The organism is Amycolatopsis sp. NPDC102522 (assembly GCF_055584485.1).
The window spans coordinates 623,838-637,894 of record NZ_JBVJLY010000001.1; the positions used below are offsets into that span (position 1 = coordinate 623,838).

Below are 14,057 nucleotides of genomic sequence, written 5' to 3' on the forward strand. Positions count from 1 at the left end.
ACTACAGTCCGGTGTGGACGGCCGCGGCGACTTCTTCGACCTCGCCGTTCTCACCGATCTTCAGCGCACCCGTGAGCAGGCCGACGACCTGGTTCATAGTGTGCGTCTTCGGCGAGACGACCGCGACTCGCTTCCCGAGGCGGTGCACGTGGATGCGGTCGGCGATGTCGAACACGTGCGGCATGTTGTGGCTGATCAGCACCACCGGCAGGCCGCGTTCGCGGATCCGGTTGATCAGGTCGAGCACCTTGCCGGATTCGGCGACGCCGAGCGCGGCGGTGGGCTCGTCCATGATCACCGCCTTGGTGCCGAAAGCGGCCGCCCGCGCGACCGCGACACCCTGGCGCTGCCCGCCGGACAGCGTCTCCACCGGCTGCGTGATGGACTTGATGTTGATGCCGAGTTCGTCCAGGATCCGCTGCGCGTCGGCCCTCATGGTCGCGGTGTCCAGTTTCCTGAACAGCTGCCCGAAGAGGTCCTTACGCCGCTTTTCCCGGCCGAGGAACATGTTCGACGCGATGTCGAGCGCGGGTGCGACGGCGAGATCCTGGTACACCGTCTCGATCCCGTAGTGGCGAGCGTCCAAAGGGGACTTGAAGTGAACGGTCTCACCGTCCACTTTGATCTCACCGGCGTCCGGGATCACCGCTCCCGAAAGGGCTTTGATGAGGCTCGACTTCCCGGCGCCGTTGTCGCCGACGACGGCGAGCACCTCGCCGGGGAACAGCTCGAAGTCGGCGCCGTCGATGGCGGTGACCCGGCCGTAGCGTTTGACCAGTCCGCTCGCCGACAAAGTAGGCGTCGTCATGACTGCTGCCTCCTCGCGAACCGGTCGACGCAGACAGCGCCGATGAGCAGGGCGCCGGTGGCGACGTCCTGGTAGAGCGCGTCCACGCCGAGCTGGGTCAGCCCGGACCGCAGGACCGCGACGACCAGCGCGCCCATCATCGTGCCGAGCACCGAACCCCGGCCGCCGAACAGGCTCGCGCCGCCGAGCACCACCGCGGTGATGGAGTCGAGGTTGCCGAGCTGGAAGGCGTTCGGGTCGGCGTTCGGCACGCGGCCGAGCGCCTGCCAGGCGGCGATCCCGACGATCACGCCGGCGACGATGTACACCGAAAGGATCGTCCGGTTGACCTTGATCCCGGACAGCCGCGCGGATTCCGGCGCGTTGCCGACCGCGTAGACGTGCTTGCCCCACGGTGTCCGCGTGAGCGCGTACCAAAGTGCCAGGTACATCAGCAAAGCCAGCGTCATGCCGTAGGTGATCGGGATGCCGCCGAACAGGTAGCGGCGGGTGCCGAGCCATTTGAGCAGCGAGTCGGCGACCGGGACGGCCTGACCGCCCGCGAACAGTTTCGCGGCCGCTGTGAGCACCGTCAGCAGGCCGAGCGTGACGATGAACGGCGGCAGTTTGATCCGGGTGACCAGCGATCCGGTGACCATCCCGATCACCACCGTCGCCACGATTCCCAGCAGCAGCGCCCAGATCCCGGAGACGCCGCCGACCACGAGCTTCGCCATGATCAGCGTCGCGAGCACCATCGCGGCCGCGTTGGCCAGGTCGATGCCCGCGGTCAGGATGATCAGCGTCTGCCCGAGCGCGAGCGTGCCGACCACCAGGGACTGTTGCACCACAAGGGAAAGGTTGTCGAGGTCGAGGAAGGTGTCCGTCGAGAAGGAGAACACCACGATCGCGACGAGCAGGGCCAGCGCGGGCCCGACCGCGGGCGCGCGCAGGAAGAACTCACCGATCGTCGGGCGTTCGTTGCCTTTGAGGGTCGCTGTCGTCATCACTTCGTCCCCCAGCAGTTCTCGAGGCCCCACTTGGTGTCCTGGCTGTCCACGCCGGGGATCGGCTTGTCCGTGATCACCGCGGAACCGGTGTTGACGAACCCGCTCGGCTTCTTCCCCGTCTTGGCGTAGTCGATGGCGGCGAGGACACCCTGCTCGGCCATCTTCTTCGGGAACTGCATGACCGTGGCGGCGTACTGGCCGTCGCGCACGTTCTTGACGCCTTCGCAGCCGCCGTCGATCGAGCCCATCACGAGCTGGTTCACCAGGCCGCGGGCCTGGAGCGCGGCGTAGGTGCCGCGGCCCATCGGCTCGTTCATCGTGTAGACGGCGTTGATGTCGGTGGTGCGCTGCAGGAGGTTCTCCACGCCCTGCTGAGCCAGGCTCTGGTCGCCGTTCGCGGGGGTCTTGCCCTTGATCTCCGGTGACGCGTCGGTCAGGCCGATGCCCTTGAGGAACCCGGTGTGCCGCTGGGTGTCCACAGTGGACCCGGCGGTGCCGTCCACCATGAACAGCTTCGGCGGCTTGCCGGCGAGCGCGGCTTTGACGTAGGCGCCCTGCTGACGTCCGGCCTCGAAGTTGTCCGTGGCGAAGGTGGCGTCGACGGCGGTGTCCGGTTCGGTCGCCGTGTCGAGCGCGATGACCAGCACCCCTGCCTTGCGGGCGCGGTCGATGGCGTCGAGGACGCCGGTCGAGGAACTCGGCGTGATGAGGATGGTGTTCGCGCCCTGCTGCATGAGGTTCTCGATGGCCCGGACCTGGCCGTCGTTGTCACCGTCGAACTGGCCGGCGAGCGCGCTGAACTCCGCGCCGTTCGCTTCGGCGGCGGCCTTGGCGGCCGCTCTCAGTTCGACGAAGTAGGGATTGGTGTCGGTCTTGGTGACCAGGCCGACCTTGGCCTTGCCGCCACCGCCTGCGTTCGACCCGCCACCCCAGTGGCGTTCGACGGTGCACCCGGCCGAGGTCACCGCGAGTGCGGCGGTCAGGGCGAGCGCGGCGAGACGTCGCTGTCTCATGGGGATGCCCTCCGATTCAAGGCTGTCCGTGATGAACCGGAAGGTAGACAGGGTTATGCTCACTCGCAAGCGTTTGCGCAAACGCTTGCCAGCTGACTTTCACCGAGGAACGTTGATGCCGCCGTCTCGCTCGTCCCGCCCCACCCAACGCGACATCGCCGAGCTGGCGGGAGTCTCGATCACCACGGTCTCGCACGTGGTCAACGGGACGAGGGCGGTGGCCGAGGAGACCAAACTCGCCGTCCTCCGCGCGATCGAACAGACCGGCTACACCGGCGACGCGATCGCCCGTTCGCTGGTCACCGGCGGGACGCGGTCGATCGGCGTCGCGATCTCGCTGATCGCGAACCCGTACTTCGCCGTGCTGATCAGGGCGATCGAACGCGAAGCCGCCTTGGCGGGATACACGGTCTTGCTGGCGGACACGCACGACGCCGTCGACACCGAGCGTGAAACCGTGCGGACGCTGCGTTCCCGCCGGGTCGACGGACTGCTGATCACGCCGTCGCCGGGCGACGGTTCGGTGATCGGGGAGCTCGTCTCGCTCGACGTCCCGACCGTGCTCATCGACAGGCTGTCCACCCGCACCGACGTCGACCAGGTGGGCGCGGAGAACATCCAGTCGACGTCCGCGCTGACGGCGCATCTCGCGTCGCTCGGGCACCAGCGGATCGGCATGATCAGCGGGACGGCCGGGCTGAGCACCAGCGAGGAGCGCATCCTCGGCTACCGGCTCGGCCTCGGGCGATCCGGGCTGACCTGGTCGGAGGACCTGGTCGCGTGCGGGCAGTCTTCGCAGGCGGGCGGGGCTCTCGCGCTCAGCACGCTGCTCGCGCTGCCTTCGCCGCCGACGGCGCTGGTGGTCGCCAACGACACCATGATGGTCGGCGTCCTGCACGAGCTGCGGAAACGTGGCCTGCGCGCCGGGATCGACCTGCCGGTGGTGGTCTACGACGACGTCGAATGGGCCGATCTGGTCGATCCGCCGCTGACCACGATGGCTCAGCCGATCGAGGAAATCGGCACCCAGGCGGTGCGCCTGCTGCTCGCCAGGATCAACGATCCCGCCCGCAAGGCCCAGACGATGCGGATTCCGCCTACGCTCCGCCATCGGGCTTCCTGCGGATGCGCTCTCGTTCACTCGTATTGATGATTGTTGGGAGACTTTCCGGTCTCGCCGCCGAGTGACGCTCCGTCAGCCGTTACCGTCATTCAAGCTCGGATGAAGGCATGGAGCGATGACCGCATTGTCCCCGGCGTTACCCCTGTGGGATGACACCCCCGTCACCCACCGGTTCGGGGTGGCCATGGCGATGCACGCGAACCCGTATTCGGGTGAACTCATCCGCGCCATCCGCCGCGCCGCACGCCGCCACGGCTGCGAAATCACCCTCGCCGACACCGGTGACAGCGTCGCCGAAGAAGCCGCGGTCATCCGCGCGCTGCGGGCGGACCGTGTCGACGGTGTCCTGCTCGTCCCGGCGGCCGGCGACGAAGCGGTGATCAACGGGCTGGTCCGGATGGGTGTGCCGACCGTGCTCGTCGACCGGATGGCCGGCCGCAACGACGTCGACCAGGTCGGCTCCGAGAACATCCAGGCCGTGTGCGCGCTCGTGCGGCACCTCGCCGGGCTGCGGCACCGCAAGATCGGCTTCATCGCGGGCGAAGAGGACATGGCCACCCACGAGGAGCGAGCGCTGGGATACCGGCTCGGCCTCGGCCGCTCCGGGATCCGGTGGACGTCCCAGCTGGTCGCGTGCGGGCAGTCGACCCCGGGCGGGGCGGCCGCCGCGACCGCGAAACTGCTCGACAGCTGGCCGTCGCCGACCGCGCTCGTGGTGGCGAGCGAGGCGATGATGATCGGCGTCCAGTACGAGGCGCACCGGCTCGGCATCCGGATCGGGCGCGACCTCGCGATCGTCGGCTACGGCGACATGGAGTGGGCCGGGCAGGTGACCCCCGCGGTGACCACGATGGCGCAGCCGATCGAGGAGATCGGGCGCAAGGCCGTCGAACTCCTGCTGGCCCGGATCACCGACCCTGAGCGACGACCCGAATCCGTACGGCTCGCGCCGCGCTTCATACACCGTCAGTCGTGCGGCTGCTGAGTCACAACCCGCTGGTCAGAACGCCGCCGCCGGGTGAGGATGGCGGAATGACCGACCTGTGGACCGTGCACACCGCCGACCTCGAAGCAGGCGTGCTGACCGCGGCACGCGCTCTGCTGGACGACGCTTTCGACGGCGATTTCAGTGACCACGACTGGGAGAACGCCCTCGGCGGCATGCACACGCTGGTGTGGGAGAGCGGTGAACTGATCGGGCACGCGTCCCTGGTCCAGCGGCGGCTCGTGCACGACGGGCGGGCCCTCCGGACAGGTTATGTCGAGGCGGTCGCCGTCCGGTCGGATCACCGGCGGCGCGGTCACGGCGCCGCGATGATGGACGCGCTGGAGCGGGTCCTGCGGAAGGCGTACGACCTCGGGGCGCTCTCGGCGTCCGAAGACGCTCTGGAGTTCTACGCGTCGCGCGGCTGGCTGCTGTGGCGCGGTACTTCGTCGGCCATGACGCCTTCGGGCGTGAAGGCGACGAAGGAGGACGACGGGGCGATCCACGTGCTGCCGGTGGGGGTCACGCTGGATCTGGACGGGGAGATCACCGCGGACTGGCGCTCGGGCGACGTCTGGTGACGCCGCGTTGGGTGAGCGGTACGGACGATCACGCGTGTTTGAAGGCGGAACTCGCGTGATCAGACACGTGACTCGCGTGATTGGACGCCGCACACGTGAGTTCCGCCTCCAATCACGCGAGTTCCGTCCTTGAACACGCGAGTCACGCCTCTGATCACGCGAGTCACGCCTCTGGGCTGGCTGACTAGTCGCGGAGGCGATGGTCCAGGGTGGCGGCGGCTTCGAGGAGCATCCACGCGCTCACTTGAACCGACAGGTCGCGCTCGGGAGCGTCGGGGGCGAGAGGCAGCGAAGGCGCCGGAGTCGCCCAGTCGGCACTGAAGAGCGGCCCGTGCGGCGTCTCGGTGGCGCCGGCCCAGCAGGCGTCGGCCGACCGGATGACCAGGTCGCGCGCCACCCCGCTCGGCAGCAGCGGCGCCGCGAGCGCCAGGTACCGCGCCAGGATCCCGGCGAACAGGCCGCCATCACCGCCGCCCTGTCCCCGGATCACCCCGTTCGGCGCGACGTGCTCCGCGACCGCGTGGATCGTGCGCTCCACTCTGTCCACTTCGGACAATTCGAGGCAGGCGCCGAGGTAAACCCCTTGGCAGTAGGTGAAAATATGCTTGACCAGTTCGCCGGTTTCGACCCGCAGGCCGTCCCACACCAGTCCGTTCTCCGGATCGACGAGCCGCTCGGTCATCCAGGCTGTCAGGCCTCGCGCGTGCTCCGCCGCCCCTTCGCGGGCGTGGAAGATCGCGGCCGGGCCGTTCGCGGGCGCGTTCTTGAAGTCGTCGCCGACGCGCCACCGGATCCCGCCGCCCGCGTCGTCGGTCCAGCCTTCGCGCAGCCGCGAACCGATCGCCTCCAGCCCGCCGCGGACGTCCAGGCCGAGATGCCCCACCCGTTGCAGCGCGAGGCCGAGCCAGGCGATGTCGTCGTAGTAGTCGTTGATCCACTTGCCGAAGTTGCGCAGCCGCAGAGACGCCACGAACCGGTCGATCAGCTTCAGTCGGTCCGGTGAGGGATCCCGCAGCTGCGCGTCGACGAGCGTGTCCAGCAGATGCGCCTGCCACCAGTAGTTCCAGTGCCAGTGCACGCGCTGACCGGCCGACGGCGGCCAGCCGCTGCGGCCGAGCACCGTCCCCGGCAGCCCCCACACCCTGCGCAGATGCCGGTCGCGGACCGCGCGCTCGGCGGCCCCGGCCCGGTCGGCGAGTGCGGTCATCGCGCCATCATCCCTTGCCCGCCGACATACCGCTCAGTATGTTGAGACGGTCCCCGATCTCGCGAGGTGCTTAATGACCACGGCGCACGTGACCTGCCCGCTCTGCGAAGCCACCTGTGGCCTGGAGGTGACGATCGACGAGAAGAGCCTGGTCACCCGGGTGCAGGGTGACCGCGAGGACGTCTTCTCTCAGGGATACATCTGCCCGAAGGGCGCTTCGCTCGGCGCGCTGCACCACGACCCGGACAGGCTCACAGCGCCGCTGGTCAAACGCGACGGCGAGTTCGTCGAGGTCACCTGGGACGAGGCCTTCGCCGAGATCGACAGGCGCCTCCGGCCGATCATCGACGAGCACGGCAAGAACGCCGTCGCCGTCTACTCCGGCAATCCGACGGTGCACAACGCGGCGCTGGTGCTCTACGGCCGCGTGTTCTTCAAAGCCTTGGGCACCAAGAACTTCTACACCGCGACCACGGTCGACCAGATGCCGAAGCACTTCTCCTCCGGCTATCTCTTCGGCGACCCGCAGACCATTCCCGTCGCCGACCTCGACCGTACCGAGCACCTGCTCATTCTGGGCGCGAACCCGTTGGTGTCCAACGGAAGCCTGATGACCGCCGCCGACACTCGCGGCAGGCTGCGCGGGATCCAGAAGCGGGGCGGCAAGATCGTCGTCCTCGATCCGCGCCGCACCCGGACCGCCCAGCTCGCCGACGAGCACCACGCGATCCGGCCCGGTACCGACGCGTTGTTCCTGTTCGCGCTGGTCAACGCGCTGTTCGCGGAGAACCGGGTCCGTCCCGGCGAGCATGTCACCGGCATCGACGAGGTCCGCGCGCTCGCGGAGCCGTTCACGCCGGAGGCCGTCGCGCCCGCGACCGGGATCGACGCCGCCGAGATCCGCCGCATCGCGCTCGACCTCGCGGACGCCGGCCGGGCCGCGGTCTACGGCCGCATGGGGACCACCACCCAGTCGTTCGGGACCATCGCGAGCTGGCTTGTCGACGTCGTCAACGCGCTCACCGGCAACCTCGATCGCGAGGGCGGCGTGATGTTCCCGCTGCCCGCCCTCTGGAAGCCGCGACGGTCTTCGCCGTTCACCAGCGGCCGCTGGACGAGCCGGGTGCGCGGGTATCCCGAGGTGCTCGGCGAGCTGCCGGTGGCCACGCTCGCGGACGAGATCGAGACGCCCGGCGAGGGCCAGGTCCGGGCGCTGGTGACCATCAGCGGCAACCCGGCGCTGAGCACGCCCAACTCCGCGCGGCTCGCGGAAGCGTTGCGGCAGCTGGACTTCATGGTCTCCCTCGACGTGTACCTCAACGAGACCACCCGGCACGCCGACGTCATCCTCCCCGGGCCGTCACCGCTGGAGCGGCCGCATTACGACGTCGCGCTGTACGCGCTCGCCGTGCGGAACGTCGCGAACTGGACACCGCAGCCGCTCGAAACGGGCCTGCCGCAGGAGTGGGTGACCCTGCTGCGGATGGCCGGGATCGCCGCCGGTCAGGGGCCGGACGTAGACGTCGCCGCCTTCGACACGATGGTCGCGGGTGAGACGGCGCGGCGCACCGGCGTCGACCTGTCCCTCGCCGAAGGTCGCACGGGGCCGGCGCGGATGATCGACCTGATGCTGCGAGGCGGGCCGTACGGGCTGAAACTGGCCGACCTCGAAGCCGCCCCGCACGGCATCGACCTCGGCGCGCTGAAGCCGCGGCTGCCGGAGGTGCTCACCACCGCGAGCGGCAAGGTCGAACTGGCCCCGGACGCGATCACGAAGGACGTCCCCCGGCTGCGCGCGGAGCTGGACAAGGCGCCGGACGGCGGGCTGCTGCTGATCGGACGGCGGCACCTGAGCTCGAACAACTCGTGGATGCACAACCTGACGCCGCTGGTGCGCGGCGGGAACCGCTGCACCGTCCAGGTGCATCCGGACGACGCCTCGCGGCTCCGGCTGACCGACGGCGGACTCGCGTCGGTGACGTCGCGGGCGGGGAAGCTGGAAGCCCCGGTGGAGGTCACGGCCGACGTCCGGCCCGGCGTGGTGAGCATGCCGCACGGCTGGGGGCACGACCTCGACGGAACGCGGACGAAGGTCGCCACGGCGCACGCCGGGGTCAACTCGAACCTGGTCGCCGACGAGACCCTGCTGGACGTCCCGTCCGGGAACGCCGTGCTGAACGGGATCCCGGTCGAGGTCGCCCCCGTCCAGTCCGCCCCGGTCCAGGGCGGCTGAAACGGACTTTCAGCCGCCGCTCACCAGGCCGTGGTGAGGTCGGCGTGCTGCCGGACCCAGGCGTGCATGACGATCCCGGCGGCGACACCGGCGTTGATCGAGCGGGTCGTGCCGAACTGCGCGATCGAAACGACCAGCGCCGCGGTCTTCTGCGCCTCGGCCGACAGACCGGGCCCCTCCTGGCCGAACAGCAGGACACACTCGCGCGGCAGCTCGGCGGTCTCCACGGGCTGCGAGCCGGGGGTGTTGTCGACGGCGACCACGGCGAGGCCTTCCGTCGCGGCGAAGGTCAGCAGCCCGTCGACGTCCTCATGGTGGAGAAGATGCTGGTAGCGGTCGGTCACCATGGCGCCGCGCCGGTTCCAGCGCCGCCGTCCGACGATGTGCACGGCGGCCGCGGCGAACGCGTTCGCCGTCCGGACCACGGTGCCGATGTTGTGGTCGTGCTGGAAGTTCTCGATCGCCACGTGGAACGGGTGCCGTCGGCCGTCCACATCGGACACGATCGCCTCGCGCCGCCAGTAGCGGTACGGGTCGACGACGTTGCGGCGGTCGCCTCCGGCCAGGAGTTCCGGGTCGTAGCGCTCGTCCGCGGGCCACTCGCCTTCCCACGGGCCGACGCCGACCTCTTCCCGCGCCACCCATTCGGTGGGCCCGGCTTCTTCCGACTCAGTCACCCGGAGATTGTCACTCAGCCCATGCTGACGCGGTGCGCCGGTGCGTCCCCGTCGTGGTGACGGTGGCGCCAGCGCTGGTACGCGCCGACGTAGGAGATGATCACCGTCGCCATCGCGATCACGACGACGAGCGGCAGCGACGAGCGCGGGAACACCGTGTCGTAGAGGTAGTAGGCGTTGAAGCCGCCGGGCAGATCGCCGAGGCCCTGCTGACTCCGGAAGAAGTTCTCGGCGGCCGTCAGCGGGCATGGCCACGGGAAGACGTTGACGAGAACTCCCCATGCGGCGAAGAACACATGCACGAAGATCACCTTCGGCCACCGCCACGCGAGAAAACCACCGAATCCGATGAACAGCAGCGCGAAAACATGCACCGCGACTGTCACGTTCGCCAGGAAACCCGCCACCTCAAGCCCCCTTTCACACCCCTACCAGCGACGTTACCCCTCTCGTCTTGAGAAACGCTCACGAAAAAAGGGGCATCCTCCGTTCGCGAACGGAGGATGCCCCCTTAGGGCCTTTTCAGTCAGGACAGACCGAGGTCGTCCTTGTTCAGAAGGTAACGGTATTCGAGGCCTTCCTTCTCGATGGCCTCGCGCGCTCCGGTGTCCCTGTCGACGACTGTCGCGACGCCGACCACGTTCGCTCCGGCCTCGCGCAGCGCCTCGACGGCGGTGAGCACGCTGCCGCCGGTGGTCGAGGTGTCCTCGACGGCCAGCACACGCTGCCCGAGCACCTCGACACCTTCGATCCGGCGCTGCATGCCGTGCGCCTTGGCGCCCTTGCGGACCACGAACGCGTCGAGCACGACACCGTCGGTCGCCGCGGAGTGCAGCATCGCCAGCGCCACCGGGTCCGCGCCGAGGGTCAGGCCGCCGGCGGCGACGTAGTCCCAGTCGTGGGTGAGCTGACGGAGCAGCTTCCCGATGAGCGGAGCGGCCGCGTGATGCAGCGTCGCCCGCCGGAGGTCGATGTAGTAATCGGCCTCCTTGCCCGAAGACAAAGTCACCTTGCCGTGCACGACGGAGAGTTCGCCGACCAGTCTCGCCAGTTCGAGTTTCGCCGCTTGATCCAACCCGGGGTACGCCACGGCCGAGAGTCTTACACACGGCCCGCGGCGTCCTTCGACGGTAGCTCTAGTCACTGCCGGACGTCGCCGCCTCCACGGCCGGGCCGCGGGTCGCCGCCCAGGCCGGGACCAGGGTGGCCACCAGCGCGAGCGCGGCGGCGAGGCCGATGATCGACAGGTAGATCAGCGGGGAGCCCATCGGCAGCACCGAATCGGCCGCCACCAGGCAGAACGGGACGATCGAGCCCGCCGCGACGACGGTGCCGAGCACGATCCCGATCAGCGCGACGAGCCCGCCTTCGAAACCGGCCATCCGCAGCACCTGCGCCCTGGTCGAACCGGTGAGCCGCTGGAGGCCGAATTCGCGGCGCCGCCGCACGGTCCCCATCACCAGCGTGTTGGCCACCGAAATCACCGTGTAGGCGATGATCATGCCGACCATCAGGTAGTTCACCCACGCGCCGACGGCCTGGTTCTTGTCGTGCGCCGCGACGAGCGCGCCGCGGTCGCCGACGGACACCGGCAGCCCGGCCGTCGCCTCGCGAAGCCGTTCTGTGAGCGCCGCCGGATCGACGTCCGGGGCGGCACGGACCAGCATCTGCGGGGCGAGCCCGGCGGTGGTGTGCGGGGCCAGCAGATCGGCGGGAAGCAGCAAGCTCTCGAAACCACGGCGCTGGCTGGTCACCGCGACGACCTTGACGTCGGCGGGGGTGCCGTCACCGAGCCTCAGGCTCAGCGTGTCGCCGAGGCCGCGGTTGAAGTCCTTCGCGTAGACGTCGGGGAGAGCGATGGTCCGGCCGGTCAGGGCCTTCAGGTCTCCCTGGGTGACCTTGGTGTCGGTCGTCGCGTTCACGCCGGAGGCGGTGAGACCGATCGCCGGGCGTCCGTCGTCGGAGCTGTCGTACGGCGCCTCGAGGAACACGCTGCTGGTGACGTACTCGGAAGCTCCGGCGACCCCGGGGACGGCCTGGATCCGCTGGACGAGATCCGGGGCGAGCCCGCCCGCCACGGAACCGATCACCGCGTCGGCGCGGACGTCCTCGGTGAAGGCCTGGTTCGACAGCTCCTGCTGGGTGGTCTGGAGGTAGATGTTGGCGGTCGCGATCCCGACGGCGAGCATGATCGGGGTGACCGCGCCCGCCGCCCGGACGATCCCGGCGCGGGTGTTGAGCACGGCGAGCCTCGCGTCGATGCCGCCGAGCAGGCGCATCGGCCACTGCAGGATCGCGGTCATCACCTTGGCGGCGCCGGGGGTGATCATCGCGACGCCGATCGCCCAGAGGATCACCGCGGGTCCGGCGGTGCTGGCCGCGACCGGACCGGTCATCACCGCGACGGTCACGATGGCCAGCGCGGTTCCGCCGCCGAAGAAGAGGACCGCGAACACGACCCGCGTCGGGGTCAGCCAGCGGCGGGTGACCGCGGCCTCGGCGAGCGCCTCGGTCGGCCGGATCTTCCCGGCCCGGCGGCCCGCCACGAAGGCGGCGATGAACACCGCGAGCATCGCGGTGCCCGCGCCGACGACGGCGGGCAACCAGCCCTGGTAGAACCGCAGAACCGCCGGTACGACGTCGTTTTCGACGAGCTGACCGAAGAGCCATTCGCCGAGGAACGAGCCCAGCACGGCGGCGAGCGCGGTCGCGAGCAGGCCGACGGCCAGCGCCTCGCCGAGCACCATGCGCCGGAGCTGGCGCGGGGTCGTGCCGATCGCCCGCATCAGGGCGAGTTCGCGGGAACGCTGCTGGGTGGACAGGCTCAGCGTGCTCACGACGACGAACATCGCGACCATCACCGAAAGCCCGCCCGCCACACCGGCGATGACGATCAGGTTGGTCCCGCTCGAATCGGCCTCGGGGAACTCCGCGACACCGCGGTCGATCCCGCTCAGGACGGTCGCCCCTGTGGCGACCTCGGCGACCTTCGCCTGCACTGCTTCGACGTCGGCACCCGGCTTGGTGAAGACACCGATGGCGTCGGCCTTGCCGGGGTACCCGGAGAGCCGGGCGGCGTCGGCGGCGGAGAAGAACACGGCGGCCTGCGTGATCGAACGCGGCGCACCGGCCACGCCGGCGACCCGGAACGATTCGGTCTTGCCGCGCGCGGCGACCTCGACCCGGTCACCGGGCTTCAGGCCCGACGCGGCTTCGACGACGACCTCGCCCGCGACGGGCGCGACGCCTGCCGCCAGCGTGTACGGGGTCAGCGCGGCGGAATCCCAAGCGTGGCCGAGGGCGGGTTTCCCGCCCGCCGCGAGCGGGAAGCTCACTTCGCCGACGACGTCCGAGACACCGGGGACGGACCGCAGCCGGGAGACCAGGCCGTCGTCGAGCCGGACACGCTCGGGAAGCCGCGCGTCCTCGAACTTGCGTTTGTCGTCGGCTTCGAGGGAGGCCGGGTCTTCCTTGGGCAGTTCGAAGGTCTGTCCGCCGGTGAGGACGATCGGGGCGGCGGCGAGGCGCTGCGGTTCCGCGTTGCTGCGGATCCCGGTCTCCATCAGGCCACCGCAGGAGGCGACGATCAGCGCGCCGAAGAAGACGGCGATGAAGGTTCCGATGAACCCGCCCTTGCGCAGGCGCAGGGTCCGGAAGGCGAGTCGCAGCATCACGCATCCGCCCTTGCCGGGTTGCCCCAGGCACCCAGGTGGGTCATGCGCTCGGCGACGACGTCCGCGGTCGGCGCCTGCAGTTCGTCCGCGATCCGGCCGTCGGCGAGGAAGATGACGCGGTCGGCGTAGGAGGCGGCCATCGGATCGTGGGTCACCATGATCACGGTCTGGCCGGTGGTGCGGACGGAATCGCGCAGGAGGCCGAGGACTTCGGCGGCGGTGCGGGTGTCGAGCGCGCCTGTCGGCTCGTCGGCGAAGACCACCGCGGGCCGGGTGACCAGCGCCCGCGCGATCGCGACGCGCTGCGCCTGCCCGCCGGAAAGCTCGCCGGGAAGGTGCTTGCGGCGCCCGGAAAGCCCGACGCGGTTCAAGATCTCCTCGACGACGCGGCGATCCGGCTTGGCGCCGGCGAGCTGCTGCGGGAGCGTGACGTTCTGCTCGACGGTCAGTGCCGGGAGCAGGTTGAAGGCCTGGAAGATGAAGCCGATCCGGTCGCGGCGCAGCTTCGTCAGCTTCGTCTCGCTCATCCCGGCCAGCTCCTGCCCGTCGAGCACGACGGACCCCGATGTCGGCCTGTCCAGCCCGGCCGCGCAGTGCAGAAAAGTGCTCTTGCCCGAGCCCGAAGGTCCCATCACGGCGGTGAAGCCGCCGCGCGGGAACGCCAGCGTCACCCCGTCCAGGGCGACGACGCCCTTGCCGTATTCCTTGCGGACGCCGTCAAGCCTGACAGCGTCGCCGTTCCACCCAGTGCTCATGGGTAAACACTA

The 14,057-nt window shown here is 69.7% G+C and carries 13 protein-coding genes; 4 read left to right on the forward strand and 9 right to left on the reverse strand.

The genetic code is table 11. The features are described 5' to 3' along the window. Position 1: 1 nt before the first annotated feature. Genes ACZ6YV_RS02710 through ACZ6YV_RS02720 form a run of 3 tightly spaced genes read right to left on the reverse strand, consistent with a single transcriptional unit; the run spans position 2 to position 2,810 of the window. Positions 2–808 (reverse strand): ATP-binding cassette domain-containing protein, encoded by an 807-nt coding sequence (locus ACZ6YV_RS02710; protein WP_465507994.1) that lies wholly within the window; start codon positions 806–808, stop codon positions 2–4. Continuing rightward, positions 805–1,794: an ABC transporter permease gene (locus ACZ6YV_RS02715; RefSeq protein ID WP_465507995.1), complete on the reverse strand. Its 990-nt coding sequence runs from the start codon at positions 1,792–1,794 to the stop codon at positions 805–807. The genes ACZ6YV_RS02710 and ACZ6YV_RS02715 overlap by 4 nt, the downstream gene beginning before the upstream one ends. Beyond that, positions 1,794–2,810 carry a substrate-binding domain-containing protein gene (locus tag ACZ6YV_RS02720; RefSeq protein WP_465507996.1) on the reverse strand — a complete coding sequence of 339 codons (1,017 nt, stop codon included), beginning with the start codon at positions 2,808–2,810 and terminating at the stop codon, positions 1,794–1,796. The genes ACZ6YV_RS02715 and ACZ6YV_RS02720 overlap by 1 nt, the downstream gene beginning before the upstream one ends. Positions 2,811–2,925: 115 nt before the next feature. Here ACZ6YV_RS02720 and ACZ6YV_RS02725 point away from each other — a divergent pair, with 115 nt between their 5' ends. The 3 genes from ACZ6YV_RS02725 (at position 2,926) to ACZ6YV_RS02735 (ending at position 5,499) form a co-directional block, all read left to right on the forward strand. Then, entirely contained in the window at positions 2,926–3,960 is a 1,035-nt protein-coding gene (locus ACZ6YV_RS02725; RefSeq protein WP_465507997.1) for a LacI family DNA-binding transcriptional regulator, read from the forward strand. An 88-nt stretch (positions 3,961–4,048) separates the two neighbouring features. Then, positions 4,049–4,918 carry a LacI family DNA-binding transcriptional regulator gene (locus ACZ6YV_RS02730; protein WP_465507998.1) on the forward strand — a complete coding sequence of 290 codons (870 nt, stop codon included), beginning with the start codon at positions 4,049–4,051 and terminating at the stop codon, positions 4,916–4,918. A 47-nt stretch (positions 4,919–4,965) separates the two neighbouring features. Beyond that, positions 4,966–5,499 carry a GNAT family N-acetyltransferase gene (locus tag ACZ6YV_RS02735; RefSeq protein WP_465507999.1) on the forward strand — a complete coding sequence of 178 codons (534 nt, stop codon included), beginning with the start codon at positions 4,966–4,968 and terminating at the stop codon, positions 5,497–5,499. A gap of 184 nt (positions 5,500–5,683) precedes the next feature. Here ACZ6YV_RS02735 and ACZ6YV_RS02740 read toward each other — a convergent pair whose 3' ends face one another. Next, positions 5,684–6,706 carry a glycoside hydrolase family 76 protein gene (locus ACZ6YV_RS02740; protein ID WP_465508000.1) on the reverse strand — a complete coding sequence of 341 codons (1,023 nt, stop codon included), beginning with the start codon at positions 6,704–6,706 and terminating at the stop codon, positions 5,684–5,686. Positions 6,707–6,779: 73 nt separating this feature from the next. On the opposite strand from ACZ6YV_RS02740, the gene ACZ6YV_RS02745 reads away from it, so the two are divergent. Then, positions 6,780–8,939, forward strand: coding sequence for a molybdopterin-dependent oxidoreductase (locus ACZ6YV_RS02745; protein ID WP_465508001.1), 2,160 nt, complete (start codon positions 6,780–6,782; stop codon positions 8,937–8,939). A 20-nt stretch (positions 8,940–8,959) separates the two neighbouring features. Here the strand turns inward: ACZ6YV_RS02745 and ACZ6YV_RS02750 are convergent, their stop codons facing one another. The 5 genes from ACZ6YV_RS02750 to ACZ6YV_RS02770 form a co-directional block, all read right to left on the reverse strand. After that, entirely contained in the window at positions 8,960–9,616 is a 657-nt protein-coding gene (locus ACZ6YV_RS02750) for a TrmH family RNA methyltransferase (protein ID WP_465508002.1), read from the reverse strand. A 14-nt stretch (positions 9,617–9,630) separates the two neighbouring features. Then, on the reverse strand, positions 9,631–10,023 hold the full coding sequence (locus ACZ6YV_RS02755) for a DUF2784 domain-containing protein (RefSeq protein WP_465508003.1): 393 nt from the start codon (positions 10,021–10,023) through the stop codon (positions 9,631–9,633). 119 nt (positions 10,024–10,142) lie between these two features. After that, on the reverse strand, positions 10,143–10,706 hold the full coding sequence (pyrE, locus tag ACZ6YV_RS02760; RefSeq protein WP_378236806.1) for an orotate phosphoribosyltransferase: 564 nt from the start codon (positions 10,704–10,706) through the stop codon (positions 10,143–10,145). 46 nt (positions 10,707–10,752) lie between these two features. Next, on the reverse strand, positions 10,753–13,287 hold the full coding sequence (locus ACZ6YV_RS02765) for an FtsX-like permease family protein (RefSeq protein WP_465508004.1): 2,535 nt from the start codon (positions 13,285–13,287) through the stop codon (positions 10,753–10,755). Continuing rightward, entirely contained in the window at positions 13,287–14,045 is a 759-nt protein-coding gene (locus ACZ6YV_RS02770) for an ABC transporter ATP-binding protein (RefSeq protein ID WP_465508005.1), read from the reverse strand. The genes ACZ6YV_RS02765 and ACZ6YV_RS02770 overlap by 1 nt, the downstream gene beginning before the upstream one ends. Between the last annotated feature and the right edge of the window lie 12 nt (positions 14,046–14,057).

Excerpts from the sequence above, each read along its gene's own strand:
- ACZ6YV_RS02710 (WP_465507994.1), bottom strand. The coding sequence starts at position 808 with ATGACGACGCCTACTTTGTCGGCGAGCGGACTGGTCAAACGCTACGGC.
- ACZ6YV_RS02715 (WP_465507995.1), bottom strand. The coding sequence starts at position 1,794 with ATGACGACAGCGACCCTCAAAGGCAACGAACGCCCGACGATCGGTGAG.
- ACZ6YV_RS02720 (WP_465507996.1), bottom strand. The coding sequence starts at position 2,810 with ATGAGACAGCGACGTCTCGCCGCGCTCGCCCTGACCGCCGCACTCGCG.
- ACZ6YV_RS02725 (WP_465507997.1), top strand. The coding sequence starts at position 2,926 with ATGCCGCCGTCTCGCTCGTCCCGCCCCACCCAACGCGACATCGCCGAG.
- ACZ6YV_RS02730 (WP_465507998.1), top strand. The coding sequence starts at position 4,049 with ATGACCGCATTGTCCCCGGCGTTACCCCTGTGGGATGACACCCCCGTC.
- ACZ6YV_RS02735 (WP_465507999.1), top strand. The coding sequence starts at position 4,966 with ATGACCGACCTGTGGACCGTGCACACCGCCGACCTCGAAGCAGGCGTG.
- ACZ6YV_RS02740 (WP_465508000.1), bottom strand. The coding sequence starts at position 6,706 with ATGACCGCACTCGCCGACCGGGCCGGGGCCGCCGAGCGCGCGGTCCGC.
- ACZ6YV_RS02745 (WP_465508001.1), top strand. The coding sequence starts at position 6,780 with ATGACCACGGCGCACGTGACCTGCCCGCTCTGCGAAGCCACCTGTGGC.
- ACZ6YV_RS02765 (WP_465508004.1), bottom strand. The coding sequence starts at position 13,287 with ATGCTGCGACTCGCCTTCCGGACCCTGCGCCTGCGCAAGGGCGGGTTC.
- ACZ6YV_RS02770 (WP_465508005.1), bottom strand. The coding sequence starts at position 14,045 with ATGAGCACTGGGTGGAACGGCGACGCTGTCAGGCTTGACGGCGTCCGC.